The sequence below is a fragment of the Thermostichus sp. MS-CIW-15 genome, from assembly GCF_054060575.1.
In genome coordinates this window covers 1-26481 of record NZ_JBSSDI010000034.1, presented here as the reverse complement: position 1 = coordinate 26481, position 26481 = coordinate 1, and the positions used below count along the sequence as shown (strand labels likewise).

Here is a 26481-nt window from a genome sequence, read left to right as displayed (position 1 = left end):
CTCCGTCCCGCTAACGCGAATGGAAACAAGCAGAATGCTATCGCTGCATAGTTGAACAGTGATGTTCAGCAGTGTTCAGCGTAAATGTATCAGCTTCAATGTCCTACTTGTTACCAAAGCTTGTCAAGTCAGAGGTCGGGGCGGGCAAAGCACCTTTCCCAAGGCCGGGCTAGCCCAGTTGAGCTGACCGGCCCTAGGGGAGACGGAGGGCCTGGGGATCCGGCTCCAGCAGAATACCGGTGGGAGCAAACTGGGTTACCCAGAAATCCACCTCTGGAAAGTGGTGGCACAGACTGTCACGGGCTTGGGCGGCCCTCTCCAGGCTGGCCATGATCCCAAACACCGTCGGCCCTGAGCCCGACATCAGGGATCCCAGCGCTCCTGCCTCGAGCAAGGCCTGGCGCAATTTTCCCACGATAGCGTGCTCGGCCAAAACTGGTTGCTCCAGATCGTTGCGCAAACTGCGGGCCAAGCCCAGCAGATCCCGACGCTCCAGAGCAGCCAGCACCTGAGGCAAGGTGGGCCGGGAGGGCGCGCCAGAAGGCGAGGCAGCGGCGTGGCGAGCCCGAAAGGCCTGATAGGCCCAGGCGGTGGAAACCCCTAGATGCCGGGGCTTGGCCAACAGCAGCGGGATCCCTTCCCAGTCGGCCAGCGGCTGTAAAACTTCTCCCCGTCCCGTAGCCAACTGCGTCCCCCCCTGCACACAAAAGGGAATATCGGATCCCAAACGGGCCGCCAAGCTCTGCAGTTCTCCTACCGTCAGGCCCAGGCCCCAAAGCTGGTTCAGACCCACCAAAACTGCCGCCGCATCCGCTGAGCCGCCCGCCAAGCCCGCTGCTACTGGGATCTGTTTTTCCAGCTGGATCTCCACTCCCAGCTCAGCCCGACATTCCCTTTGCAGCAGCTCAGCCGCGCGGTAGGCCAGGTTGCGGGCATCTGCCGGCACTTCCGGGTGATCGCAAATCAAGAGGATCCCGTGGGGACGGCGCTGGAGATGCACGCGATCCGCCAAAGTGATGCTCTGTAGGATCATGGCCACCTCGGAATAGCCATCGGGGCGGGAGCCGAGGATTTCTAGGTAGAGATTGATCTTGGCGCGGGCAATCAGGGTACAGGCTTGCATGGGGAAAGGAGCGAGGTTGACAGCAACTCCCCTCAGCCTGTCCAAACCAAGGGGAAACCAGACCTTGCTGGGGAGGCCTTCCAGCCTGATTCTAAGGCAAGGGATCCCTGGGCGGAGGAAACAGCATGGGATTGGCTATGGCCATCGGGCCGGCCACCGTTTGCTGCAAAAGCGCCCGCAAAGCGGGATCCGCTGCCCAGCCCAAGGGCGAAGCTGGAGGCGAGCCCAGGGCACCCCGGAACGGAAGCTAGGTTTACTTCACCAAAACCCGAGACCGCTGCCGTCCTGGTTGCAGAAGGGATCCCAGAGCCGATCCAGAACTGATAGAGTTTTGGCACCCTCTGCCTCACCACTGCCCCATGAGCAAGCCCAAAGCCGGGATCCTCTACAACGACGCCAAGCCCGCCGCCAAGCGCAGCAGCGAAACCCTGTCCCGCTGGTTTCAGGAACAGGGTTGGGAAGTCTGTGTCGCACCCAACTGGGGCGGCATCCTTGGCTACGCCAAGCCCGACAGTCCCGTCTGCTTGACCAAGGTGGACAGCCTGGCCCCCGCCGGCTTTGACGAGAGCATGAAGTTTGCCGTGGTGCTGGGGGGAGACGGCACCGTTTTGGCAGCAGCCCGGCAACTGGCCCCCAAAGGGATCCCCTTGCTGGCCGTGAACACGGGCCACCTGGGCTTTCTGACAGAGACCTACCTAACCCACCTGGAGGAGGCGGCCAAGGCAGCCATTGCTGGCGAGTACATTCTCGATCGCCGCAGCATGTTGCTGGTGCAGGCCTACCGCGGCAACGAATTGCGCTGGGAGGTGCTCAGCCTCAACGAGATGGTGCTCCACCGCGAGCCCTTGACCAGCATGTGCCACTTTGAAGTAACCATTGGGGATCACTCACCGCTGGATGTGGCTGCCGACGGCATTATTTTAGCCACCCCCACCGGTTCCACCGCCTATGCCCTTTCTGCGGGAGGGCCGGTCATCACTCCCGGCCTGCCGGTGTTGCAGTTGATCCCTATCTGTCCCCACTCGATGGCCTCACGGGCTCTGGTCTTTCCCGATTCGGAAGAGGTATGGATCAGCCCCGCCAGCCCTCAGCCGCTGGTTTTGGTAGCGGACGGCAATGCCGGCTGCTACATCCTGCCAGAAGACCAAATTCGCGTTGTCCGCGCCCCCTACTGCACAGATTTGATTCGCCTACGCCGACCGGAGTTTTTCCGCGTCATGCGGGAGAAATTGGGCTGGGGCCTAACCTACGCCTCCAAGCCCACCTCGGTAGAGCTGCCTTAGTTAGAAAACTTAAATGAGGAGGGGCTGTCGACTTCGATGGGGCCCAGCCCTCTTTTTTGCACCAGGGTTTGCAGCTCGTGCACAAGGTGTTGATCTCGGGAGGCCGTTCGGGCCCCGGACTCGGCAGCCCACGCTTTCAAGTCTTGAATCTGGTCGCGGGCGATGGCGGCCAGGGGAACGGTTTGGCGAATGGCGCCGAGAATATCCTCCTGGGTAAACTCGCGGGGCGGATCCTGGTTGAAGGCCATGTGCATGGCATCGTAGATGGTCTGCTCAATTTCTGCGCCGCTGAAGTTTTCGCTGGCCATGGCCAGCTCAGGGTAGGCAAAATCCCGCACGCGGTTGGGCCGCAGCCGCTGGATGTGGACTTGGAAGATCTCCTCCCGCTCCCGTTGGTTGGGCAAATTGACGAAGAAAATTTCGTCAAACCGGCCTTTGCGCAGCAGCTCGGCCGGCAAGATGCGGACATTGTTGGCGGTGGCAACAATAAAAACGGGTTTGGTTTTTTCCTGCATCCAGGTGATCAGGCTGCCGAAGACCCGCTTGCTGGTGCCCGAATCCCCTGAAAACTCGCTGTTGACGCCGCCAAAGGCTTTATCCAACTCATCAATCCACAACACACAAGGGGCCATGGCTTCGGCAATTTGGATCATCTGGCGCACGCGGCTTTCGCTTTCGCCGACGATCCCGCCGAAGAGTCGCCCCACATCCAGCCTGAGCAAGGGCATGCGCCACTCGCGGGCGATGGTTTTGGCACATAGGGACTTGCCAGTACCCTGAATGCCAACCAGCAAAATCCCTTTGGGGCTTGGTAGGCCATAGGCATGGGCCTGGACACTAAAGCTGTTGCGGCGCTCTCTAATCCAAGCTTTGAGGTTTTCCACTCCGACATTTTGCAGAGTCTCAGAGGGATTGTAAAACTCCAGAATCTCAGTTTGGCGGATGTATTGTTTTTTCTCTTCCAAAACGAGATCAATATCCCCTTCGCTGACCTTGCCCTTGGCAGCCAAGGCGCGGACCAGAATCCGCTCGACACGCTGTCGGGTAAGTCCTTGGCAGGCTCGGATCAGTTGCTCAAGAGCAAGACCGCTCACCTGCAGTAGATTAGGAGGGATAACGCTGGTGATAATTCGTTCAATTTCAGAAGTGCTGGGCAAGGGAAAGTCACAGACCACCATTTCTTCTCTCAGGTCTGAGGGTACAACTGCTTCTGGCCCCATGAGAATAATGGATTTGCGGCTGCTGCGGCTCTGCCTAGCTAAAGTTTTCAGGTAGCGAATGACGGGATAATTATCCGAGCGTTCGGGATTTCTCAGGGTAGGGTTAAAGTCTTTCAAGACACAAATCACTGCTTCATCTTCTCTGATGGTGCCGATGCGGTTCAAGGCAGGCATCAATTGCCCCTTGTTCTGACCGTTATCTGACCAGCCAGAGACAATATCCCAGATTAAGAGCTTGCGTTTGGGCTTCAGAGAGTCGGCTAGGATGGTAATACCTCCTATTTTTGTTAGACGTCAGTAAGTGTTGCCGCAAGGAGCGCATTGAAGACATCCTTGAGGCGGGTTGCCTCAGTTACTGCAGTGCTTGTTCCGTTTGGCATGGTTATACCTCCATCTATTTACCATACTAAAAACACATACCACTTCTTACTATAAATGCCCCAACAACCCCAGACCCAGTATTTTCCTCCATCTGGTAGTGTTCCATATTTTGCCAAATCACAAGCGCACCAATCTGGTTTTTGTTTCGTGCCGCAGTTCATGAGGATGGTCTCATTGGGCTGGGGGATAGGTCCAAAACTTACAGGAACCACCTGTTCTATAGAGACGGGCTCTTTCGCGACCTCTTTAACAACCTGCCATGCTGCCTCGCGTAGTGTCCTTCCGCGAATAAGAATAACCCCCCCCGCCCCTCCACGCGGAGGAAACCTTTTCGAACTGACCGATAGTGTAATATTTTTGAACGAATCGTGCTCGCCAAAGAGAATCAGCTCGCCTTTTGGTCCAAGCGTGCACATTGGTTGCATCTTGGCAGCGTTTGAGTCGGGTCTCTCAACCGTCGCCTCGGTTTCCAAAACGATCCTGCCTTGTGAGTTCTTGAATTGGGCGAGCCACTGCCCGCTGGCAGGATTTTGCGAGATACGCACAACGTAGAAACCAGGGTCTATTTGCCTTCCGGCAGAGCCCAACTTCGCGCCTGAATTGAATAGATAAAAAGCACATCCGCACCTTGAGCAAGCTGATTGATGCTCACTCTGTCGGCACCTTCGATCATTGCGTTTACGAAAACCATGCTCGAGTCATCAAATGGAATGGCAACGAAGTTGTCTGTGCGGATCTTCACGCCCGCTTGACGCGCAGCCACTTGCATTTCAGAAGCAACTGCATCGCGGAAGGCCTTGTTGGCTTCTTGCAACCGCCTTGTCGTGTCCGGCAACGGACGCGGTATTGATTGAATGGGCACTTGCCTCTTCTCGGTCTGCTGCTTTTCTTGTGTTTCTTGCTGTGCAAGGGTATGCCCCGTGCTGAAAACAAGAGCTACGAGAAAAACGGAATGCAAAGCTATAGTTGTTATTCTCTTCATGATGACACCTCCTAACGTTTGAGTTTTGCACGCTATGTGGCAGTTGTCACAACCAAGGGTTTCTCTGGCATCACTAATTGTTGGAAGTAGGTTGCATAGTGACCGAGAAACCCTTGGCCGTGAACTATCTGTTGTTTCCCAAAACTCCGTAATGATCTTACGGAAGTATTGTTCCTATTCTGACTGGGACGAACTAAGAGAGCATGTCCTCCGCTTCAGTTCGTCGGAAACTGTGTCGGATCGAACACCTTCTTGAATTTGCACTTCCCCGATTTGTAGATGGCTTGAATTTCCGCTTGCGACAGTGCCCGGTTGAAGATCTCCACCTCGTCGATGACACCGTTGAAGGTGCGCGGGGCACCGAGGTCGCGGTATGGAGCCGCTGTCGAGCCGATGGTCCAGGGAATCGAAGGGTCGTAAGTAATGGACGATGTGAACGGCTTCGACGCTTCGAGGTTGCCGTTGACATAGAGCTTCATGGTGCTGCCGTCGTAGGTTGCGGCGACGTGGTACCAATTTGTATTCGTAGCTGGGAACGTGTTGGATGAAACAGCAACGTTCGTTGGCGGCGAGGAGGTCCCAATTCCGAAGAGGAATTTTTGCTGGTTCGAGCTCCACCAAAGGGAGACGGACTGGGCCGTGTGCCCCGCTGGCAGCGGCAAACCCTTCTGCACGATGACGCTCCCCCAGAAGTCATTGTTCGGTCCGGGGCCTTGCGGCTTGACCCACGCGTCGATGGTGAACTGCTGGTTGGCCAGCGCGGGCGAGTGCGGGATATCGATGTAACCGCCAGAGCCGAACGTCACACCTTGACCGTCCTTGCCCGCGACGAAGCTGATTGCGTTGGTCGCCGAAGGATTGTTGGAGCCTCCGAAATCGTTCGCATTCCCGTCCATCCGGTACCACGCGACCATGCCCGAGGGAGGTTGCACGCATTGTTGATTTCCGAAGTAGACGTTGACAAGTTGCCCAGGTGAGATGTTCACCGTCTGCGGGTTGGATGTCTTCGGCGTCCAGCCCGCTTGAACCGACTCAGTGATGGTATACGTCCCCGGCGCGCTCACGCCGAAACAGCGACCTCCTTGTTGACCTGTCGTCACAGGGTTTGTCGACGGAGGAAGTGGCGCCGGATTTACGTTGAACTGCCACCCTGCAAGCGGCGGCTCGTTCGCTTCCTTTTGGCCGTTGCCATTGAGATCGTTGAACTTGAAGATACAGATCTCGGCTTTATTGGAAGGTTTGCACTTGCCCGCCTTCCCGGCATTGAAGATGGACTGGACTTCCTGAACCGTCAGCGATCGGCTGAAGATTTCTATCTCATCGACCGCAATGCGAGCTCCCGGATTTATCCCATCTCCGCCGATGAGCAAATCGGCGTTCGTGGCAATGGTTTCGGTTGGAGGGACATTGAGAGAAGCGTTAACAAACCCGGTTCCGTTCAACGCCAAGACGCTGAGCGCAGGAGCAACGATGTTGCGCTCCATCTCTGCGAACAGATGGTACCACTGGTTTGAAACGATGGGGAGGCTTAAAACGGGCATGCTGATCCCCGAGGCGAACTTCCATCTCAATTCGATGTTAGCGGCGCTCGGATTGGTGCTGTTCTGGACGACGAAGATGCCCCACCCTTCTCCGCTCGGCAACATCTTCTGGATGATCGGACCGCTGCCTCCGCCCCAAATGAACCAGAAATCCACAGCAAAACTTCCCGTACCTGGATCCAGAGCGGGATTATGTGGAACTCGAATGTGCCTCTTTCCGCCGAAGAAGAGTGAACTCCCGACCATTCCCGGAGGGAAAGAGGTAGGCAACCAAGTCGTAGGGCCAGGATTGCTTCCCGTTGTCCCGATCGGCCCAGGCTGCGCCGTTCCATTGAAACCACCGACTATATCCGTTGCCGTCGCGCCAGATGTCTCATTCAGCAGCCACCACGCGACCATACCCGACGGCGGTGGCGCGCAAGATTGTGCGTGCGCGATGGCGGCGCTCATCGCCAGCGTCATCGATCCAAAAACCAGAACAAAAAGAGATGATTTTCTCATGGTCGTAACTCCTTTCTTCGTCATGATCGCTTCTCGTTGTTCCTTATAAAGCATCAAGGAACTTTCCAATGGTTGATGACGCGCTTTAGCAGACCTTTTGCAAAAAGATTTGCTCTTTGCGTTGTTTTCTAGCTGTCGGCAGCCTTTTACCAAGTGACCACCCAGACGAAAACAAGGTCTTTGACAACGTCATAACATTTCCATCCTAGGCCAGCTTTCTCAGGGCCGAAAAGGTGTTCCTGATACACAAACACATCCTGTTTACCAATGAGGTGAGTTAAAAATTATTAAACACTTAGGAGTAATGTATCCCTCGTCAAGGGATCCCTTAAGTACAGCCCCTCTCCTATCGGCCTCCTTCAGTTCAGGTAGCTGGATAAGGGCAAGCATTACCAAGTATTATGGGTTGTCAGCCAAGGGATCCCGGCAGGAAACACAAGCAGGGTAGACAGATAGGTATGGGGTGTTACGGCGGCCAAACCACTCGTAGCGGTGATCCCGGATCTGTTCGTAGCCTCGATCCCCTAGAAGCTTCAAGCCAGGGAAGTTGCGGTAAAAAGCCAGCCACAGCTCCCCACCCGGCAAAAGGGCGGCAATTTGTTCAATGGCAGCGGATCCCTGCCAGCGGCGCTCTGGGTGCTCCAGATCGATGAGAATCATCCCCAGCTCCACCTGCTCCGGTGGGATCCCCCACTGGGCCAGGGTAGCTCCATCCTGCATGGGGGCATAGCAAAACTGCCGTCCGCGATCCAGGCGCTCCAAGAGCTGGACTCCACTGGCGCAGAGGTTGCACAGGCCGTCGTAGATGACCAGGTAGGGCATGTTGGGATCCTCAGGCAGGGGGCTGGGCCAAAATCTGGGCTTGGTAGTCGGCCTCAGAGAGCAGTTGCTGCGGCTGCCGATCTAGGAACAATCGGCCCCTGAGGTGATCGTATTCGTGCTGGAAGATGCGCGCCGGAAAATCCCGCCAGACCACCCGCTGCCGGGATCCCTCAGGGGTGTGGTACTCCACCTCCACCTCGCGGGAACGGGCCACCAGGCCGCGGCAGTTGGGCACGCTCAAGCACCCTTCCCACCCCAGCACCTGCTCCTCGCTGCAAGCTAGGGGGCGGGGGTTAACCATGACCAGCGGCTCCATCTGGGGTGCATCAGGATAGCGAGGGTTGGGACGGGAGGCTACGATGATGACCTGGAGGGGGAATCCCACCTGAGGGGCCGCCAAGCCCACCCCCTGGGCCTCTTTCAAAGTGGCGAGCATCTCTTCAATTAGGTTTTGCAAAGCCGGCGTCCCAAACTCGGCGACCGGCTCAGCCACTTGAGTCAGGATGGGATCCCCTAGCTGGCGCAGGCGTAAAGTCATGGCGATTGCAGGCATTCAAATGCAAACTGCGGCGAACCCTCCTCTCCCCCCAGGCTCCTAGCGGTCTTTGCGGCTGGCTGCCGTTTCCAAAGCCAGCTTGAAGCGCTTCAGCCCCTCCGGGATGGGGATGGGGTAGTGGCCGGTAAAGCAAGCGGAGCAGAAGGAATTGGGATCCCGGCCCGTAGCGGCCAGCATGCCTTCCCAGCTCAAGTAGGCCAAAGAGTCTACCCCGATTTTCTCGGCAATTTCTGCCACCGAGTACTTGGCGGCAATAAGCTGATCTTGGCTGTCGGTGTCGATGCCGTAGAAGCAGGGATGGGTAACCGGAGGGCTGGAGATGCGCATGTGGACTTGGGTGGCCCCCGCCTGGCGCAGGGCCTTGACGATCTTTTGGCTGGTGGTGCCCCGCACAATCGAGTCGTCCACGATCACAATCCGCTGCCCCCGCAGCACGTCTTCCAGGGGGTTGAGCTTCATGCGAATGCCCCGCTCCCGCATCGACTGGGTAGGCTGAATGAAGGTGCGGCCCACATAGCGGTTTTTGATCAGCCCCTCCGTGTAGGGGATCCCTGCCTGGCGGGCATAGCCGATGGCTGCCGGCGTGCCAGAATCGGGCACCGAGATCACCCAGTCGGCCTCTGCCGGCGCTTCCTTGGCCAGTTGTTCCCCCAGCCGCACCCGGTAGGAGTAGAGGCTCTCCCCGTGCATGCAACTGTCGGGGCGGGCAAAGTAGATCATCTCGAAGATGCAGAGCTTGGGGGTGGCCTCGGCCCAGCGCACCGATTGCAACCCTTGCCGGCTGATCCACACCAGCTCTCCCGGCTCCACCTGGCGCAGATACTCCGCCCCGATGATATCCAACGCACAGGTTTCCGAAGCCAACACGTAGTGCAGCGGCTGGGCTTCGGGGTGGTTGGGCTTGCCGTCGCTGCAGAGGATCCCCAGCATCTGCGGCTGCAGCAGCTCCTGCTTAGCGGGGTTGCTGCTCAAAAGCCCCAACACGAGAGGGCGCACCCCATAGGGATCCCGTGCCCCGATCAGCCCTTCTGGCGTGCCGATGACCAGGCTAAAGGCCCCGCGGCAGCGGCGCAGAGCCTGACAGGTGGCTTCCACCCAGCCTTGGCCCTGATTGACCGCCCGGGCAATGGCGTGGGCAATACACTCCGAGTCGGTGCTGCCGGTGAGGTGGCGGTCGGCAGCTTCCAGCTCTTGCCGCAGCTCTTCGGCGTTGACCAAATTGCCATTGTGGGCCAAAGCCAGCGGCCCCAGGCGGGTTTCCACAATGATCGGCTGAGCGTTGGCGGCGCGGCTGGAGCCGGTGGTGGAGTAGCGGGTGTGGCCCACCGCCAAGTCGCCGCTCAGTTGGCCCAGATTTACCGGGTCAAAAACTTGGGAAACCAACCCCATCGCCTTGTGCACTCGGCAAAAGGCCCCCTCAAAGGTGGCGATGCCCGCCGATTCCTGGCCTCGATGCTGCAGGGCAAACAGCCCAAAATAGGTCAGCTTGGCCACCTCCTCGCCGGGAGCCAGAATGCCAAACACCCCGCAGGCCTCTTTGGGCCCTTCCTGGCTGTTCCAGAATTCAGCAGGTCGCTCTTGCAGCCCTGCTTGCGCTGAAGATGGTTCTGCTCCCGCCTTCGCTGCCATGGATCCCCTCTTGCTGTGGCACTTACCAGTCTAACCTGAGCGCCCTTGAGATCTCACCGCCGAGGCGGATCCCATGCGGTAGATGTCACCCGTAGTGTTTACAAAAAATTGAGGCTCTATCTATAGTGTTAGGAGCACCCGCGAGACTCTGCTTTCGCAGTTGAGGGAGCAGGGCTGTGTGGGTTTTGAGTTGAACGCTGCCGAGACTCAGTTCTCCCAACAAAACCTCAAAGCTTGTGTTATGAGGAGCCAAAGCCCATGAAACAGCAGCCCCCTAGGTTCCGCCAGAGCTGGATGTTCTCCGCAATGAGAGCGAGTGTAGCCGCTTTTGTGTCGTTGTCACTGGTGGCCTGCCAAGAAGATGCCCGCGAACAGCCCTCGGTCACCATTACGCCTGTGCCAGTAACGGTTGTGGCACCGACGCCCACGCCTTTTCTCGTCCCCAGTCCGACGCCTACTCCCGTCCCGACGCCTCTGCTCACCCCGACCCCCACCCCACTCTTGAATCCGTTCCCCAGCCCTTCCCCCACCGCTTCCTTCTCGGCGGAGCCACCTTCGATTGCCGTGGTGGCACTGACGGACGCGCGACAGACGGTTCCCTTCAATGTCTTGGTGGCTGTAACAACTCCTGCGGGTTTGGGCAGCGGCATCAGCTTCCGGGTGGAAATCCGACAAAACCCTCTCACCCTCACGTTTGATTTCACTGCCGCTGCCGCCGGCTGTCAGGTCAACAGCAGAACCTGCATCGGCACCCTTCCCATCACCATTCCGGCCTCTGTCCCTCCTGGAGATTACGAGGTTACGGCCATGGTAGCAGACACTCAAGGCCGCATTGCCTCGGCCAAAGCCCCTTTGCGGGTACTGCCGCCGCCTTCACCCACCCCAACACCAACCCCGACCGGCACGCCCAATCCTTTTCCCTCTGTGTCGCCTTCGCCCAGCCCTTCCCCTCGTCCCAGCCCTTCGCCCACCCCAACGCCTAGGCCCACCTAACCAGCGGAGACAGTTCCTTGGCTGTCTGGGGAGCCGAGGTTGTTTTTGAAATGCTTGCCGGGCAGCAGGTGTTCAAGGTCTGCAAGTTGAGGAGGCTGCTGGGCTCCGGCACGGGGGTAAGCTAGGGTTTGCAAGAGGCGCCGCCGACGTTTCTCCCTCCAGGGATCCCGGAAAAGTTCGGCCAGATTCGGGAATTGGGGTGTTTTCTTGCCAGCCCCTGTAGCAGGCTCAGCCGGCTAGCATAGAGGCTAAACCTGGCTCTGACTGGATCCTGTTTTTATCCTGCTTTAGCCAAGGGGTTGTTAGCAGCAAGAAAATCTGCGACCGACTGTCAAACAACTGTGCTGCCGGGATCAGCGCCCGGAAAGCGCCTTTCAGCTCGGCGCAGCCAACAGCCCCGAACGGCTGCCAAGTTTTTAGTTCGGAGGATAACGATGCGCATTGCTCAGATTGCCCCGTTGCACGAGAGCGTGCCCCCCAAGCTCTACGGCGGCACGGAGCGGGTGGTCTCTTGGCTAACCGAAGAGCTGGTGCGGCGCGGGCACGAGGTGACTCTATTTGCCAGCGGCGACTCCCAAACCCAAGCCCGCCTGATCCCCTTTCGGGAGCGGGCTCTGCGCTTGGATCCCACGGCCATCGACACGGTGGCGCCCCACATCCTGATGGTGGAGAAGGCCTTTCAGATGGCCGACGAGTTCGACATCATCCACGGCCACATCGACTACTATCCCTACGCCCTGGCCCGCCGCCATCCTCAAGTCTCTTTTTTGGCCACCCTACACGGGCGACTGGACATCCCGGAGCTGCAGCCTCTCTACACTGAGTTTCAGGACATTCCGGTGGTCTCCATCTCCAATGCCCAGCGGCGGCCCCTGCCCCAGGCGCGCTGGGTGGGGACGGTCTACCATGGTTTGCCCCTGGATCTCCACCGTTTCTATCCAGAAAAGGGGGATTACCTGGCCTTTCTGGGTCGGGTTTCGCCGGAAAAAGGGCTGGACACGGCCATTGCAATTGCCGCGCGGGCAGGGATGCCGCTGAAAGCTGCTATCAAGATCGACGCGGTGGATCGCCAGTACTACGAGTTGGAAATTAAGCCTTTGGCCAGCCGCCACCCCAATGTGGAGATCGTGGGGGAAATCACCGAACAGGAGAAAAGCGAGTTCTTGGGCAAGGCCTATGCGGTGCTGTTTCCCATCCGCTGGCCGGAGCCTTTTGGGCTGGTGATGATCGAAGCGATGGCCTGCGGCACGCCGGTGATCGCCACCCGCTTTGGCTCGGTGCCTGAGGTGATGGCGGACAGCCGCTCCGGCTTTATTGTCGATTCGGTGGAAGAGGCCGTAGAGGCAATCGAAAAGGTGGGATCCCTTGACCGAGCCGGGGTGCGGCAGGTGTTTGAGGAGCGGTTTAGCGTCGAGAGGATGGTGTCGGAATATGAGGCCCTCTACCGGCAACTGGTGAACGAGCGGCAGGAGATCTCGAAAAAGGTGGCTTAACAGATGCCAACCCTGCCCAGTGGAAGCTGGTGCTGTTTGGGAACCGCTTTTTCGCCTTATTTGGGCCAGATATTGGGAAGACCGAGATGGCCGAAGACATTATTCAGATTCAGGATCAGTACTACATCCGCGCCAGCGCTTCGCTGGTGGAGGCGCGTCCCCACGTCCTCAAGCAGGACAACTGCTTTGCCATCTTTGACCGGCTGGGCAACATGCGCCCCCTCGGCATCCGGGATCACGGCCTGTTTCGGGATGATACCCGCTTTTTGTCGCGGCTGGTCTTGGATTTGCAGGGGAAGCAGTTTTTGTTGCTTAGCTCGGAGGTGCGAGAAGACAAGGATATTCTGGCGGTGGATCTGACCAACCCCGAGTTCACCACCTCGAAGGGGCAGTTTATCGGTCAAGATACCCTGCATGTTCTGCGGACTACTTTTTTGTGGAACAACGTGGCCTACGAGCGGATTCGCATCCACAACTACGGCTCGGAGCCGTTTCGGGTGCCGCTGACCCTGCGCTTTGAGGCCGATTTTGCCGATATGTTTGAGATTCGCGGCATCCGGCGCTCGCAGCGGGGACAAGTGCTGCCACCCCAGGTGAGCTCAGAAGGGGTAACTTTGCGCTACCGCGGCCTGGACGGGGTGGAGCGGCAAACCCGGATCTTGTTTTCTCCTGCGCCGGAGGTGGTCTCGGAAAAGCTGGCGCAGTGGTGGGTGCCGCTGGCGCCCCAGGAGGAGCGGGATTTGGAGGTGCGGGTAGTCTGCAGCTATGGCGGCGAGGAGATCCCGCTCTTGAGCTACCAGGAGGCCCTGCAGGCGGAGCGGGAGCATCGGGCGGCGCTAAGAGCTCTGGCCCACCGCATCGACACTGGCAACGCCCAGTTTAACGAGTGGCTCAACGCCTCGCGGGACGACCTGGTGATGATGCTGGCCCGCACCCCCTACGGGCTCTATCCCCACGCCGGGGTACCTTGGTTTGCCACAGTCTTTGGCCGCGACGCGCTGATCACTGCCCTAGCCACCCTTTGGTGGTTTCCCGATTTGGCGCGGGGAGTGCTGCTGTACCTGGCGGCCCACCAGGCCCAGGAGGTGGATCCCAGCCGCGATGCCGAGCCGGGCAAGATCCTGCACGAGCAGCGCTACAGCGAGATGGCCAAGACCCGCGAGATCCCCTTTGGCAATTATTTCGGCAGCATCGACGCCACCCCTTTGTTTGTGGTGCTGGCGGGGCGCTATGTGCGCCGCAGCGGCGATCTCGAGCTGTTGCGGCAGTTGTGGCCGAATATCGAGGCAGCCCTGAGCTGGATGGACACCTACGGGGATCCCGACGGCGACGGCTTTTTGGAGTATGCCGGCAAGGCGCGGCGGGGCCTGCGCAACCAAGGCTGGAAAGATTCGGAAGACGCCATCTTCCATGCCGACGGATCCCTGGCGGAGCCGCCCATTGCCCTGTGCGAGGTGCAGGGCTACGCCTACGAGGCCAAGCGGTTGGCGGCGGAGATGGCGGAGCTGTTGGGGCGGCAGGCGCAGGCAGCCCAGCTGCGACAGCAAGCAGAAAAGCTGCAGCAGCGGTTTTGGGAGCAGTTTTGGTGCGAGGAGCTGGGGGGGTATGTCCTGGCTCTGGACGGGCGCAAGCAGCCCTGCCGCGTGCGCAGCTCCAACATGGGCCACTGCCTGTTTTCCGGGATCGCCCACCCGCAGCATGCCGAGCGCATTGCCCGCCAACTTGTGGAGCCGGCTTTTTTTAGCGGCTGGGGGATCCGCACGCTGGCGGAAGGGGAAGGGCGCTACAACCCCATGTCTTACCACAACGGCTCCATCTGGCCCCACGACAACGCCCTCATTGCAGCCGGGCTCTCCCGCTATGGCTACAAGGCGGAAGCGGCCCAGGTGTTGACGGCCTTGTTCGATGCCAGCCAGTTTCTGGAGCTGCGGCGGCTGCCGGAGCTGTTCTGTGGCTTTCGCCGGCGCCAGCGGGAGGGCCCCACCCTTTACCCCGTGGCCTGTCTGCCCCAGTCTTGGGCGGCAGCCAGCGTGTTCTTGCTGCTGCAGGCCTGCCTGGGGCTGGAGATCGACGGGCTGGCCCAGCGGGTGCACCTGACTCAGCCCACCCTGCCCCTATGGCTGCCTCATGTAACTCTTGAGAACATTCAGGTGGGGCGGGGATCCCTGGACATCGGCCTGTATCTCCAGGCAGGAGGGGTGGGGATCAACGTCCTTAGAAGCACGGGGGAGGTGGAGCTGACGGTGAGGTAGGCTACCGCTCCTGCAGCACGTCCTGGATGGAGAGCTGATCCAGGTTCCAGAGAGGGCCGAGGATGGGGCGGGGATCCACCCCTTGCAGGCGGTTGCGCAGGGCCGAGAGCACCAGGGGATTGAAGGTGCCGATCTGGGGCAGTTGTTCCTGGATGATCACTTGAAAGCGGTCGTAGAGGGCCTTGCGCTTTTCAAAGTCCAGCTCCCGCACCCCTGCGATAAAAATGCGGTCGATCTCCCGCTCCCAATCGCTCACCTCCACCCCTTCGGCGGGGTTGCCGGGCAGATCCCCCAGGTTAAACAGGTGCAGGCGGCCATCGCTGCGCCAGATGTTGGAGCCGTTGTTGGGCTCGGTGCCGCCGCCGCCAAAGCCCAGCAACAAGGTTTCCCAGTCGCGGCTGTCGGTGCGCTGCACCACCGTGTTGAAGGCGATGGGGGTGAAGTCCACGGTGATGCCGATCCGCGCCAGGTCGGCCTTGATCAAGGCGCCGGTGGCCTCCCGCTGGTTGTTGCCGGCGTTGGTGATCAGGCTGAAGCGGACGCGGTTGCCGTCGGGATCCCGCAGGTGGCCTTCGGCGTCGTAGGTATAGCCGGCAGCCAAGAGCAGTTGCCGCGCCTTCTCGGGATCGTAGTCGTAGGTGGGCAGGCCCTCTGCTGGGCTGAGGTAGAAGGGGCTGGCGGGGGAGAAGACCGAGTGCTGGATCTCGCCCAACCCCTGCAGGACGCTCTCGACGTAAAACTGGCGGTTTAGGGCGTGGGCCACCGCCCGGCGGAAGTTCAAATCGTTGAACCAGCGGCTTTTGACGGGATCCACAAAGGGCCGTCCGGTTTGGGGGTTGCGGGCCCGGCTGAGGTTGAAGGCAAAGAAATTGTTGTTGAGGGTGGGGCCGAGATTGTAAATCGTGAACTGATCCCGCTTTTCTTCCCGCTTCAGGAGCTGAAAGTCTCTGCCCCGCACCGAAAACACGTCGGTCTCGCCGGAGCGAAACTGCAACAGGGCCGTATCTTCCGAGTCCACGATGCGCAGGATGACCCGCTCGATGCGCGGGATCCCTTCCCCTTTCCAGTAGTAGGGGTTGGGGCGGTACACCAGCCGCTGGCCGGGGGTATATTCCTGCAAGACGTAGGGGCCGGCCCCCACCAATTCCTGCACCGGCGTGTCAACTCCCCAGGTCTGCAAAAAGAGGGGGTTGCCCTGGCCGTCCACCTGCTCCACGGTGGGCTCCAGAATGTGCTTGGGCAAGAGAGGGGATCCGGCCTGCAACAGGAAGGGGGCGAAGGGCTCCGGCAGGACAAACTCAACCCGCCGCTCGTCCAAGGCCCGCACCTGGGGCAGCGCCCCCGCCTCGCCGATGCGCAACACATCCCGCGCCGAGGTCGGGATCCGCTCGTCGAAGATGATGCGGTTGAAGGTAAAGTCCACATCTGCCGCCGTCAGGGGCTCCCCGTCCGACCAGCGCAGCCCCTCCCGCAAAGTAAAGACATAGCGCAAGCCGTCCTCAGACACTTCCCAGCCTTCCGCCAGCTCCGGCTTGGGCAGGAGGGTATCTTCATCGAGGGTGACCAGGCCCGCCTCTAGGTAGGCGATGGCGTCGCGGCTGGAGCTCTCGGTGGCCAGATAGGTGTTGAAGGTTTTGGGATCCGAGGTAACGGTGGCAATGAGATGGGGCGGGCGGGCGGGAGCAGCACAGGCGCCAAGCCAGAGGAGGAGGATCCCTAGGAATAGGGGAACAAAAAGGCTTCTCTTGAGCTGCTCTGTTGAGGTGGTGTTTTGGCCTGCCATTTCCTTGGCTGAGTATCCGAGCAAGTTTGAAAGGGCCCGCCAGCGCCCCTCACCCCCAGCCCCTCTCCCAATCGAGGCAGCAGGGGGTTGCACGGCAATTGGGGCAAACTTTTGAAGCGGTTGCTTGCCAGTTTGGCAGCTTGGGCAGCGCGATGACCAGGTGCTTCCCAGAAAGCGGCGGCTCAGCGTTCCAGCAACAGGACGACGGCAAAGGCGGCCATGGCTTCTCCCTGGCCGACGGGGCCCAGTTTTTCGTTGGTGGTGGCCTTCACGCCTACTTGTTTGGGCGATAGTTGCATGGCCTCGGCCAGGCGGGCCTGTATGGCGGGGATGTGGGGCTTGAGCTTAGGCTGCTCCGCTACCACGACGCTATCGACATTGGCAATGCGCCAGCCCTCTTGGCCTACCAGTTGCACCACCTGCTGCAAGAGGAGAATGCTGTCTGCCCCCTTCCAGCGCTCGTCTTCGGGGGGAAAGTAGTAGCCGATGTCCCGCAGGGCGGCGGCCCCCAGGAGAGCGTCCATGATGGCGTGGGTGAGCACGTCGGCGTCGCTGTGGCCCAACAGCCCTTTTTCGTAAGGGATCCGGATCCCACCTAGGATCAGGGGGCGCCCCTCGACGAGGCGGTGGATGTCATAGCCCTGGCCAATGCGCACTGTTCCGGCTCCCTTGGGAAAACCATCGAGACCTCTGCCACTTCCTCCCAAGAGCTTGGCTCACGGGGAGAGGACAAGCGGCTTTTGAGAACGACCTCTCTCTATCTATTCTGCCGACTCGAGAGGGGAGTAGCAGATGGGACAAGAAGAGCCACTGTAGCAGTCGAAGCAGATGAGGTGGGATTTCCCGTAGGGATTGGTACAGCGCTTGGCCCACTGATAATCGCTGTAGCTGAGCTCTTTCCCGCAGACATCGCACCTGGGCATCTTTTTTCTCCGAGACTTCTCCCCCTTGCTTAAGGATACAGCGCTAGAGGGATCCCGTCTTCCAGCGGTGCCCAGCCCGGCTGCCAGAGATCCCGGTTCTTGAGGGTGGCGGCGTTGACCCAGAGGCGCACCTGGGGATCGCAGACGGCCCTCAGCTCGGCAAACACCAGCCCCCCTTCTCCCTCTTGGCGGGCGGCGACCTGAAAATGTCGCCAACCCATCACCGGCTGAACGGAAGTCCACTTGGAGCCGAGGAGGTGGGGAAAACGCTGTTTTTGGCGGGGTTTGCTGCGAGCCACGGGACGGACGGGTGCTGGCAATTGTTTTGAGATCGGCCAAGCTTTTTTGACGGTTACAAGAACCCTGGGGAGCAGGCAAAACGAGCAGAAGCCGTCCGCTTTGGATTCTCCTGCGATCGGTATGATCGAAGGGATACCTTTAGCCTATCCAACCATGGGGCAACACTGGCAACGGCTTCAGTTCTTTTCTCGTCAGATATTTTTAAAGGGAGGCCTTCTGTTTCTGATCCTGGCTGGCCTGATCTTGGCAACAGGACTGCCCCTGGTCGCGTCCAGCGCTTGGGCGGCCACCCAGCCGGCACTATCCGGCAAACTGACGGGGCCGGAGTGGCGCCAGGCGGATCCTGAGGCCAAGCAGGCCTTTTGTCGCAAAGCCTTTCAGGCCTTTCGGGCCTCTCCTGCCCAGAGCTACATCATCAGCTCCAACGTGCAGGCTTTGACCCCAGAAGGTTTGTGTCAGCGGCTGGATCAGTTCTATCAGTACGCCATCCACGACGAGATCCCGCTCAACCAGGCAGCCAACATTGCCCCCCTGCTTTTTTCAGATCAGCCCCTGGAGCAGCCCTGATCCGATAGGGATCCGGAAAACCGCCGGCAAACGGATCCCGGCGCCTGAGGGAACCGCTTGAAACAGGCGCGCTCTTCTGGGCCCCGTTCCTGGGGCAGGCCTTGCTGCTAGGGTCGATAATAGAACTGTTCTCTTGCGGATCTCAAGTTTTCTATGGCCGGCTCCGTCATTTCTCCTGAAAACCTGCTGGATCTCTGCGAACAGGGTGTGCAAAAGGCTTTGGCTGCCGGAGCTGACCAAGCAGAGGTGTTCGCCAACTCAGGCCGCGAGACGGAAGTCACCTTTGAGAAAAATGACCTCAACCTGGCCCGCAGCAGCAGCGAGACCCTGTTCGGCATCCGGGTTTTCTGCGGCGGCAGGCTGGGCTTTGCCACCTCCAACCGCCCTGAGGATCTGGCGGAGACGGCTGCTGAGGCGGTGGCCATGGCCAAGGCTTCGCCGGCGGATCCCCTCAACGGCCTGCCAGATCCCCAGCCCCTGCCCCAGGTGCCTTTTGCCCTCGACCCGGGCCTGCTGGAACTGGATGCCGCCGAGCTGACGCAACTGGGATCCCAACTGGTGGAGTGGGTGCGCTCCCAAGACCCGCGCATCACCATCGACAGCGGCTCGTTCAGCGTAGAAGAGGATACCGTGGCCATTGCTTCTTCCACCGGCATCCGCGCCAACTACCACAGCGTCGAGGCGGGCGGATCCCTGTTCGGCATGGCCATCGATGGGGACGAGGTGGGCAGCTTTGCCTACGACGGCGACAGCGTCCAGAAGCGGGCGGATCTGGTGCCGGCGCTGGAGCGGGCTTTTGAACGCTTTGTCCAGAAATGTGTGGGGGCCTTGGGAGCTACCGAGGGAGAGAGCTTCCGCGGCCCCATCGTCCTGCCGCCGGATGTGGTGGAAGAGTTTCTGGGGGATCTCCTCTTTGTGCTGGGGGCGGACGCGGTGCGCAAAGGCAAAAGCCCGCTGGCGCAGAAGATGGGATCCCTGATCGCCAGCCCCCTGTTGACGTTGGTTTCCGAGGGGCTGGGCTTGCCTGGCTACCCCATCGAGCCCTTCGACCGCGAGGGGATCCCCCGCCAAATTACCCCCCTGATCCATGAAGGGATCCTCTGCAACTTCATGTACAACAGCTACGAAGGCCGGGCTGCCGGGATCCCGTCCAACGGCCATGCCACAGGGGGGGCGGGCAGCTTGCCGGGCGTGGGGCCGGCCTGTTTGAGCGTGGCCCCGGGGACAACCCCTTTGTCTGAGCTGTATGCGATGGAGCGGGGCATTATCGTCACCCGGCTTTCCGGCAGCAGCAACCCCATCACTGGCGATTTTTCCGGGGTGGTGAAGGGGGGCTTTTTGGTTAAAGGCGGCGAAAAACGCCCCATCCTGGAGACCACCATTGCCGGCAACCTCTACGATTGTTTGCGCAATATCTCCGCCATCTCACAAGAGGTAACCGTTTTCAACGGCACCACCGCTTTTCCCGCCCTGCGCATCGAAGATGTATCGGTAACGGCGGGCTAACGTAAAGTCGGTTGGGCATTCTGAAAGGGCAGGCTGGCAAGCCTGTGAGCAGGCAAAGGCAAGCTGAGGGATCATGATGTGGCCAACGGAAGGTCGGCAACGCGCCATCATCGAGGCGGTGACGCCGGAAATCGACGGCGGGCGCTACGCCATCAAGCGGACGGTGGGGGAGTATGTGGTGGTGGAGGCGGACATCTTCGCCGATGGCCACGACCAACTCTCGGCGGTGCTCAGTTTCCGCCAGGCCGGGGCAACCGACTGGGAGGAGATCTTCATGGAGCCCCTCGGCAACGACCGCTGGCGGGCCCAGTTCCAGGTCACGCAAATCGGCCAAGCTTTCTACCGGATTCTGGCCTGGGTGGATCCCTTCAAAACCTGGCAGCAGGATCTGCACAAGCGGGTGGCTGCCGAGCAGGATGTGGCGGTGGAGCTGTTGATCGGGGCGGAGCTCGTGGAGCGGGCCGCCCAGGCTCAAAGCGGGGATCTGGCGGCGAAGTTGCGCAACTACGCCCAAATGCTCCGCCAAGGCGGGGATCCAGCTATCGAGATCGCCCTTTCCCCGACGCTGGGATCCCTGATGCAGCTCTACGGCGAGCGCCGCTTCGTCACCGCCTACCCGGAGCGACGGGTCTGGGTGGATCCGGAGAAGGCCCGCTTCAGCACCTGGTACGAGCTGTTTCCCCGCTCCTGTGGCCCTGACGAGCACACCCACGGCACCTTCCAGGATGTGATCGCCCGCCTGCCGCAGATTGCCGAGATGGGCTTTGATGTGCTTTACCTGCCCCCCATCCACCCCATCGGGCGCACCTTCCGCAAGGGCAAAAACAACGCCATGACGGCGGAGCCGGATGACGTGGGCTCCCCCTGGGCCATCGGCGGGCCAGAAGGCGGGCACAAGGCCATCCATCCCCAACTGGGATCCCTGGAGGATTTTCATCGCTTGGTGGCGGAGGCCAAAAAATTCAACATCGACATCGCCCTCGATATCGCCTTCCAGTGTTCGCCAGATCACCCCTATGTGAAAGAGCACCCGGAATGGTTTAAAAAGCGGCCCGACGGCACCATTCAATATGCGGAAAACCCGCCCAAGAAGTACCAAGATATCTACCCTCTCGACTTTGAGACGGAAAACTGGCAGGCCCTCTGGGAGGAGTTAAAAAGCGTTATCGAATACTGGATCGACCAAGGGGTAACCATCTTTCGGGTGGATAATCCCCACACCAAAGCCTTTGGCTTCTGGGAGTGGTGCATCGGCGAGATCAAGGCCAAGCACCCGGAGACAATCTTTTTATCCGAAGCCTTTACGCGCCCCAAGCTGATGAAATCCTTGGCCAAGCTGGGCTTCACCCAATCCTATACCTACTTCACCTGGCGCAACGACAAATGGGGCCTGACCGAGTACTTCACCGAGCTCACCCAAACCCCGATGCGGGAGTACTACCGCCCCAACCTCTGGCCCAACACGCCGGATATTCTGAACGAGTTTTTGCAAAAGGGGGGACGCCCGGCTTTTATGCTGCGCCTCATCCTGGCGGCTACGCTGGGGGCCAGCTACGGCATCTACGGCCCCGCTTTTGAACTCTGTGAAAACCGCCCGCTCCGCCCCGGCAGCGAAGAGTATCTGGACTCAGAAAAATACCAAATCCGCCACTGGGATCTGGACGCGCCGGATAACTTGCGGCCTCTGATCGCGCAGGTGAACCAGATCCGGCGGCAAAACCCGGCTTTGCAAAGCGACTGGAGCCTGGTGTTTCACCCCACCGACAACGAGGCCCTGATCTGCTACTCCAAGCGCACCTTTGATGGCAGCAACCGGATTTTGGTGGCGGTGAATCTGGATCCGTTTCACATTCAATCTGGCTGGGTCACCCTCAACCTGGGGGCTTTGGGTTTGGAACACTGGCAAACTTTCAAGGTGATCGACCTCTTGGACGGCCAGCAGTACTCCTGGCAGGGATCCACCAACTACATCAAGCTGGATCCCTGGACGATGCCGGCCCATATTTTTCTCGTCGAAAGCTGAAGCCCGATACCAGCAGTGCAGTGATCTCATCCACGAAAGCCGCGGAGTTGTCTCGATGGGCCAAGAGATTGCCTCCCTCAGCTTTGGCGCAGAGGACTTTGCCGAGTTCAAAGCTCGGCTGCAGCAGGAGACGGATCTGCTGGACCGCTGGCTGGCCGGCCTGCCGGGGCTGGATCCCATTTGCCGGCCTTTTGCCCAGGGATCCCCGGTGGGCGGGTTTGAGCTGGAAGCTTGGCTGGTCACCCCCCAGGGAGATCCGGCCCCGATCAACTCAGCCTACCTGGAGGCCGTCAACGACCCGCTGGTGGTGCCGGAACTGGCCCGCTTCAACATCGAGCTCAACAGCCGGCCCCAGGTTTTGGTTGCATCCGCTCTGCAGCAGCTCCGCCAAGAGCTGGAACAGAGGTGGGATCGCTGTTGCCGAGTGGCCGAGCAACTGCAGGCAGGGCTGATGACCATCGGCATTTTACCCACGCTGCAGCAGCAGCAGCTAACCTTGGAGATGATCTCCCCCCGCAAACGCTATCTGGCCCTCAACGAGCAGATCCTGAACCTGCACCGGCGCGAGCAATCCTCGGGGATCCCGCCCCTGGGGCTAGATATCGAAGGACCGGCTGGGCGGTTGCGGGTCACCCACCCAAACGTCATGCTGGAGGCAGCCACCACCTCTTTTCAAATCCATCTGCAGGTGGCCCCCCACCAAGCGGCCCGTTACTTCAACGCTTCCCTGCTCGTGTCGGCCCCCTTGGTAGCGCTGGCGGCCAATTCTCCCTATCTGTTCGGGCACGACCTATGGGCGGAAACCCGCATCCCTGTGTTTGAGCAGGCGTTGGATGGCCCACCCCCCCTTGCCCTCACCCACCAACCTCGCGTCACCTTTGGGCAAGGCTATGTGCAAGAGTCCCTGATGGAGTTGTTCTGGGAAAATCTACGCTGCTATCCGGTGGTGTTGCCGCAGAGGCTGGCCTCACCTCCTACTGAGCTAGCCCATCTGCGCTTGCACAACGGCACCATCTGGCGCTGGAACCGCCCTCTGGTGGGGGTGGATCCCTATCCCCATCTGCGCATTGAACAGCGGGTGGCTGCAGCAGGTCCCACTCTACCCGACATGATCGCCAATGCCGCCTTCTACTTTGGCCTGGTGCAAGCTCTGGGATCCCAGCCCGTCCCCCCCGAGCAGGAGCTGAGCTTTGCCCAGTGCCGCGCCAATTTCTACACGGCGGCCCGCTGGGGTCTGGAGGCCCCCATCACTTGGCTCAAGGGTTGGCAGGGATCCCTGCGCCAATTGCTGCTGGAAGAGCTGATCCCCCAAGCAGAGGCGGGTTTGGTTCAACTGGATCTGGCCCCCTCCGATATTCAGGAGTACCTGGGCATTCTCCGCGCCCGGGTGGAGTCGGGGCAGAATGGGGCCACCTGGCAGCGCCGCTATGTGGCTCGGCATGGTAAAGATATGCAACAATTAACCTGTGCCTACTGGGAACGGCAGCGGCAAGGCCAACCGGTACACACCTGGGATCTCAGCTAGGGCTCTCTCCACAGCCGGTTGTACCAGCGGTGGGCCACCGCGGCGGCAGGGCGGATCCCTGGCCCGCATCTCGAGTGGGCAAACTCTCTCTCAGATGGCCTTGTTGCGACCCGAGCTACCGCAGCGAAACGGTTCATTCGCGACCAAGGACTTCGTTGGACTTCTGCTCCCTCCTACCCCAGGGAGAGAGGCCAAAAGCCAGAAGTTTGAGTCGAGCCTCTTAGCCCAAACAGTATGCTCACCGTTCTCGATCATCTACCGGATCAACTGCTGGATCTAGAGGCCCATCAGCTTTACGACCGATTGGGTGGGCCAACCCTCATCCATCTGCCGGGGCGACGGGATCCCGCCCTGTTTGTCTCTGTGCTGCTGCACGGCAACGAAACCACCGGTTGGCAGGCGGTGCGGCAGCTCCTCCGCCACCACGCCCAGCGGGAATTGCCCCGTTCTCTGTCTCTCTTCATCGGCAATGTGCGGGCCGCCCGCTACGGGCAACGGCGCCTGGACGGCCAACCGGACTACAACCGCATCTGGGGCCCCGGCTCCACCCCCGAGCACGCCATGGCCCAGGCCGTCCTGCAGCAGATGCAGCAGCGGGGCGTGTTTGCCAGCGTCGATATTCACAACAACACCGGCACCAACCCCCACTACGCCTGTGTCAATTACTTGGATGCCTCTACCCTGCACCTGGCCACCTTGTTTGGGCGCACCGTCCTCTACTTCACCAAGCCGGAAGGGGTGCAGAGCATGGCCTTTGGGCGCTTCTGCCCGGCGGTAACCCTGGAATGTGGCAAGCCGGATCAGCCCCACGGCACCCAACATGCCTGCGAATTTCTGGAAGCCTGCCTGCACCTGTCGGCGCTGCCGCAACGCCCCGTCCTCAGCCAGGATATCGACCTGTTCCACAGCGTCGCCATCGTCAAGATCCCAGACGAGGTAAGCTTCGGCTTTGGGGAAGAGGCGGGCGACCCGCACCTGCGCTTTCCCCCCGATTTGGATCTCCTCAATTTTCGGGAGCTCCCTCCCCACACCCGCATCGGCTGGACGAACAACGGCTTCCACCTGGAGGTACAAGACGAGCAGGGCCAAGATGTGGCGGATCGCTTCTTCTATGCCCAAGATGGCGAAATTCGCACCCGCGTGCCCATCATGCCCGGCATGCTCACCCTCAACAGCCGCATCATCCGCCAAGATTGCCTCTGCTACTTGATGGAGCGCTACTCCCTGGCTGGCTAAACTTCCGCGCTACTCTCGGGCGCAGTCTACGTGGCGCCAGCGACGGACGTTCTCGCCTAGCTCGATTGGCCCATCCCCGCAAGAGGCAACAAGGCAAGCTCTTGTCCAGAAGCCGGGCTTGCTGCAGAATGGGCTAGGAACGGCGAAGCAGCCACTCTCCGGCTGTGTGAAGATCCTGAGTAAGCAGCAACTCTGAGAAATCATCCAGGGATCCTGTCCTGCTGGCGTGAGCGGAGGTTTTTGCCCCAGTCCGTCAGGGCTTAGCGGGAGAAGGTATACCTGGGTTTATTCTGGACATAGCCGTTCTTCCGGAGTTGTACCCCGCCCAAAGCGAAACCCAAACCCCAAAAAAGCTTCGCTCTTCGGGATCCCAGCAGTTGCTAACTCTGGAAGCTCTTGTTACTCCGTTGATGAGAGGGGGATGAAACTATGGATATGGATCTCCGTCCGCTGATCGTCCTGGCACCCATTGTTTTGGTGGTTGGCTGGGCCGCTTACAACATCATCAAGGCTGCCATCAAGGGGGAAGCCAAGCTCTTCGGCGAAAGGGGCAACAACCCCTTTGGCAAGAGCGGGAGTTGAAGGTGGGATCCGGTTGCAGCCGATAGGCCCTGTATGTCAGACGAAAATCTCCAGGGGGCAAGGCCAGGCCTGGGCAACGCAAAGTCGGCGGACGTCGTTGTCGTCGGGGCCGGGGTGGCTGGCCTAGCCTGCGCACGGCAACTGCGGCGGGCGGGGCTGGAGGTCTTGGTGCTGGAGAAATCGGTGGGTTTGGGTGGGCGCATGGCCACCCGGCGGGTTGAGCATGCCGGACAAACAGTGCCTGTAGATCACGGGGTTCAATACCTGACCGCCGATTCCGACAGCTTTTATCGCTGGCTGAAGGAGCTATTGGGCCTGGGGCTGCTGAGGGAATGGACGCGCTCGTTGCACCTGCTGGATCGAGAGGGGTTGCGCCCAGAGGACTCCAACGCCGAGAAACCCCGCTACATCTGCCCACAGGGCATGACGACGCTGGCCAAACAGCTAGCCACCTCCTTGTCCATCCACACCCAGACGCGTGTGGTCGGCCTCAGGCCGCTGGCAACCACCTGGCAATTACAGGCCGAAAACGGCCAGTGCTACGAGGCCGCGGCAGTGGTGATGGCAATCCCAGCTCCCCAGTTGTTGCCTTTGCTGCAAGAGGGGATCCCTCCTGCCGACAACCTGCTCTCTCTGCCGGGATCCGCCGCCTACCAGCCCTGCATTGCCGTTTTGGCCGGCTATTCGAAGAGCACGCCGCTGCCGCCTTGGAAGGGGATCAAGTGTTTGCAGGATCCGATGCTGGCCTGGCTGGCCCTGGACAGCAGCAAGCGCCTACAGCCCTTGCCGCCGCTGGTGGTCTTGCACGGGGGGGCGGAGTGGTCGTCGCGGTATCTGGATGCCGGCCCCGCCGAGTTGGAAAAAGCTGGTCGAGAACTGCTGGATCACGCCGCCAAACGGCTGGATCCCTGGCTGGCCTCGCCGCAATGGATGCAGGTGCATCGCTGGCGCTACGCTTTTCCTGTGGAAACGATAGGTTTGGCCAGCCTGGGCACCCACGTCCCTGCCGGTGCCGGCAAGGGGTTGCCGTTGGTCTGTGCCGGCGATTGGTGTGCCGGGGAGCGAGTAGAAGGCGCCTGGCTCTCCGGCCAGGATGCTGCTAAAACCTTGCTGGAAATGCTGGGGATCCCTGCGCACGCCCGCTAACGGCGCCATCAGAACCTCCGGGGTACTCCTGCCACAGCGCAGCTTGGCGGGCTGGAGGATAGGCGGTGAGACGAAGGGGTTCAATGCCCCTGAGTCTCACAATCTGGGCGTTGC

The 26481-nt window shown here is 60.3% G+C and carries 22 protein-coding genes; 11 read left to right on the top strand and 11 right to left on the bottom strand.

What is annotated here, in order from left to right:
- Nucleotides 1-193 precede the first annotated feature (193 nt).
- The gene (gene ispE / locus ACVW0R_RS11465; RefSeq protein WP_099812544.1) at nt 194-1123 is read right to left on the bottom strand and encodes a 4-(cytidine 5'-diphospho)-2-C-methyl-D-erythritol kinase; all 930 of its coding nucleotides are present in this window, start codon (nt 1121-1123) and stop codon (nt 194-196) included.
- Nucleotides 1124-1482: 359 nt separating this feature from the next.
- On the opposite strand from ispE, the gene ACVW0R_RS11460 reads away from it, so the two are divergent.
- On the top strand, nt 1483-2406 hold the full coding sequence (locus ACVW0R_RS11460; RefSeq protein WP_011429193.1) for an NAD(+) kinase: 924 nt from the start codon (nt 1483-1485) through the stop codon (nt 2404-2406).
- On the opposite strand, the gene ACVW0R_RS11455 is transcribed toward ACVW0R_RS11460, so the two are convergent.
- The 7 genes from ACVW0R_RS11455 to purF all read right to left on the bottom strand — a co-directional run bounded on the left by ACVW0R_RS11455 (nt 2403) and on the right by purF (nt 10038).
- Nucleotides 2403-3800, bottom strand: coding sequence for an AAA family ATPase (locus ACVW0R_RS11455; RefSeq protein ID WP_011429192.1), 1398 nt, complete (start codon nt 3798-3800; stop codon nt 2403-2405). The two genes, ACVW0R_RS11460 and ACVW0R_RS11455, sit on opposite strands and share 4 nt — an antisense overlap.
- Nucleotides 3801-4024: 224 nt before the next feature.
- The gene (locus tag ACVW0R_RS11450) at nt 4025-4552 is read right to left on the bottom strand and encodes a hypothetical protein (protein WP_457502077.1); all 528 of its coding nucleotides are present in this window, start codon (nt 4550-4552) and stop codon (nt 4025-4027) included.
- 17 nt (nt 4553-4569) lie between these two features.
- Complete coding sequence (locus ACVW0R_RS11445; RefSeq protein WP_457502076.1) at nt 4570-4989, bottom strand: hypothetical protein; 420 nt, start codon at nt 4987-4989, stop codon at nt 4570-4572.
- A 215-nt stretch (nt 4990-5204) separates the two neighbouring features.
- Nucleotides 5205-7085 (bottom strand): LamG-like jellyroll fold domain-containing protein, encoded by a 1881-nt coding sequence (locus ACVW0R_RS11440; protein ID WP_457502078.1) that lies wholly within the window; start codon nt 7083-7085, stop codon nt 5205-5207.
- A 345-nt stretch (nt 7086-7430) separates the two neighbouring features.
- Nucleotides 7431-7853: a thiol-disulfide oxidoreductase DCC family protein gene (locus tag ACVW0R_RS11435; protein WP_457502075.1), complete on the bottom strand. Its 423-nt coding sequence runs from the start codon at nt 7851-7853 to the stop codon at nt 7431-7433.
- Nucleotides 7854-7863: 10 nt separating this feature from the next.
- Complete coding sequence (gene def / locus ACVW0R_RS11430; protein WP_011429188.1) at nt 7864-8391, bottom strand: peptide deformylase; 528 nt, start codon at nt 8389-8391, stop codon at nt 7864-7866.
- Nucleotides 8392-8448: 57 nt separating this feature from the next.
- Entirely contained in the window at nt 8449-10038 is a 1590-nt protein-coding gene (gene purF / locus ACVW0R_RS11425) for an amidophosphoribosyltransferase (protein ID WP_457502074.1), read from the bottom strand.
- A 306-nt stretch (nt 10039-10344) separates the two neighbouring features.
- On the opposite strand from purF, the gene ACVW0R_RS11420 reads away from it, so the two are divergent.
- From ACVW0R_RS11420 to ACVW0R_RS11410, 3 genes are all read left to right on the top strand, one after another.
- Nucleotides 10345-11031, top strand: a complete 687-nt coding sequence (locus ACVW0R_RS11420; protein ID WP_168173319.1) for a hypothetical protein — start codon at nt 10345-10347, stop codon at nt 11029-11031.
- Between the two features lie 434 nt (nt 11032-11465).
- Nucleotides 11466-12524, top strand: coding sequence for a glycosyltransferase family 4 protein (locus ACVW0R_RS11415; protein ID WP_414401840.1), 1059 nt, complete (start codon nt 11466-11468; stop codon nt 12522-12524).
- Nucleotides 12525-12610: 86 nt separating this feature from the next.
- Entirely contained in the window at nt 12611-14776 is a 2166-nt protein-coding gene (locus ACVW0R_RS11410; protein ID WP_099813277.1) for an amylo-alpha-1,6-glucosidase, read from the top strand.
- A 1-nt stretch (nt 14777) separates the two neighbouring features.
- Here the strand turns inward: ACVW0R_RS11410 and ACVW0R_RS11405 are convergent, their stop codons facing one another.
- From ACVW0R_RS11405 to ACVW0R_RS11395, 3 genes are all read right to left on the bottom strand, one after another.
- Entirely contained in the window at nt 14778-16559 is a 1782-nt protein-coding gene (locus ACVW0R_RS11405; RefSeq protein ID WP_099813278.1) for an ABC transporter substrate-binding protein, read from the bottom strand.
- Nucleotides 16560-16741: 182 nt separating this feature from the next.
- Nucleotides 16742-17215 carry a 2-C-methyl-D-erythritol 2,4-cyclodiphosphate synthase gene (gene ispF, locus ACVW0R_RS11400; RefSeq protein WP_011429179.1) on the bottom strand — a complete coding sequence of 158 codons (474 nt, stop codon included), beginning with the start codon at nt 17213-17215 and terminating at the stop codon, nt 16742-16744.
- A gap of 296 nt (nt 17216-17511) precedes the next feature.
- Nucleotides 17512-17781, bottom strand: coding sequence for a TIGR02450 family Trp-rich protein (locus ACVW0R_RS11395; RefSeq protein ID WP_011429178.1), 270 nt, complete (start codon nt 17779-17781; stop codon nt 17512-17514).
- Nucleotides 17782-18025: 244 nt separating this feature from the next.
- Between ACVW0R_RS11395 and ACVW0R_RS11390 the strand changes: the two genes are divergently transcribed.
- The 7 genes from ACVW0R_RS11390 (at nt 18026) to ACVW0R_RS11360 (ending at nt 26367) form a co-directional block, all read left to right on the top strand.
- On the top strand, nt 18026-18349 hold the full coding sequence (locus ACVW0R_RS11390) for a hypothetical protein (protein WP_143596990.1): 324 nt from the start codon (nt 18026-18028) through the stop codon (nt 18347-18349).
- Between the two features lie 153 nt (nt 18350-18502).
- A complete protein-coding gene (locus ACVW0R_RS11385; protein ID WP_099812554.1) occupies nt 18503-19855 on the top strand; it encodes a TldD/PmbA family protein in 1353 nt (450 codons plus the stop codon).
- Between the two features lie 76 nt (nt 19856-19931).
- Nucleotides 19932-21878 (top strand): alpha-1,4-glucan--maltose-1-phosphate maltosyltransferase, encoded by a 1947-nt coding sequence (locus ACVW0R_RS11380; protein ID WP_011429175.1) that lies wholly within the window; start codon nt 19932-19934, stop codon nt 21876-21878.
- A 55-nt stretch (nt 21879-21933) separates the two neighbouring features.
- Nucleotides 21934-23403: a glutamate-cysteine ligase family protein gene (locus ACVW0R_RS11375; RefSeq protein WP_457502073.1), complete on the top strand. Its 1470-nt coding sequence runs from the start codon at nt 21934-21936 to the stop codon at nt 23401-23403.
- Nucleotides 23404-23637: 234 nt separating this feature from the next.
- Nucleotides 23638-24639, top strand: coding sequence for a M14 family metallopeptidase (locus ACVW0R_RS11370; protein ID WP_099812557.1), 1002 nt, complete (start codon nt 23638-23640; stop codon nt 24637-24639).
- Between the two features lie 429 nt (nt 24640-25068).
- Nucleotides 25069-25221 carry a photosystem II protein Y gene (locus ACVW0R_RS11365; protein ID WP_011429171.1) on the top strand — a complete coding sequence of 51 codons (153 nt, stop codon included), beginning with the start codon at nt 25069-25071 and terminating at the stop codon, nt 25219-25221.
- A 33-nt stretch (nt 25222-25254) separates the two neighbouring features.
- Entirely contained in the window at nt 25255-26367 is a 1113-nt protein-coding gene (locus tag ACVW0R_RS11360; protein WP_011429170.1) for an NAD(P)/FAD-dependent oxidoreductase, read from the top strand.
- Nucleotides 26368-26481: the final 114 nt, after the last annotated feature.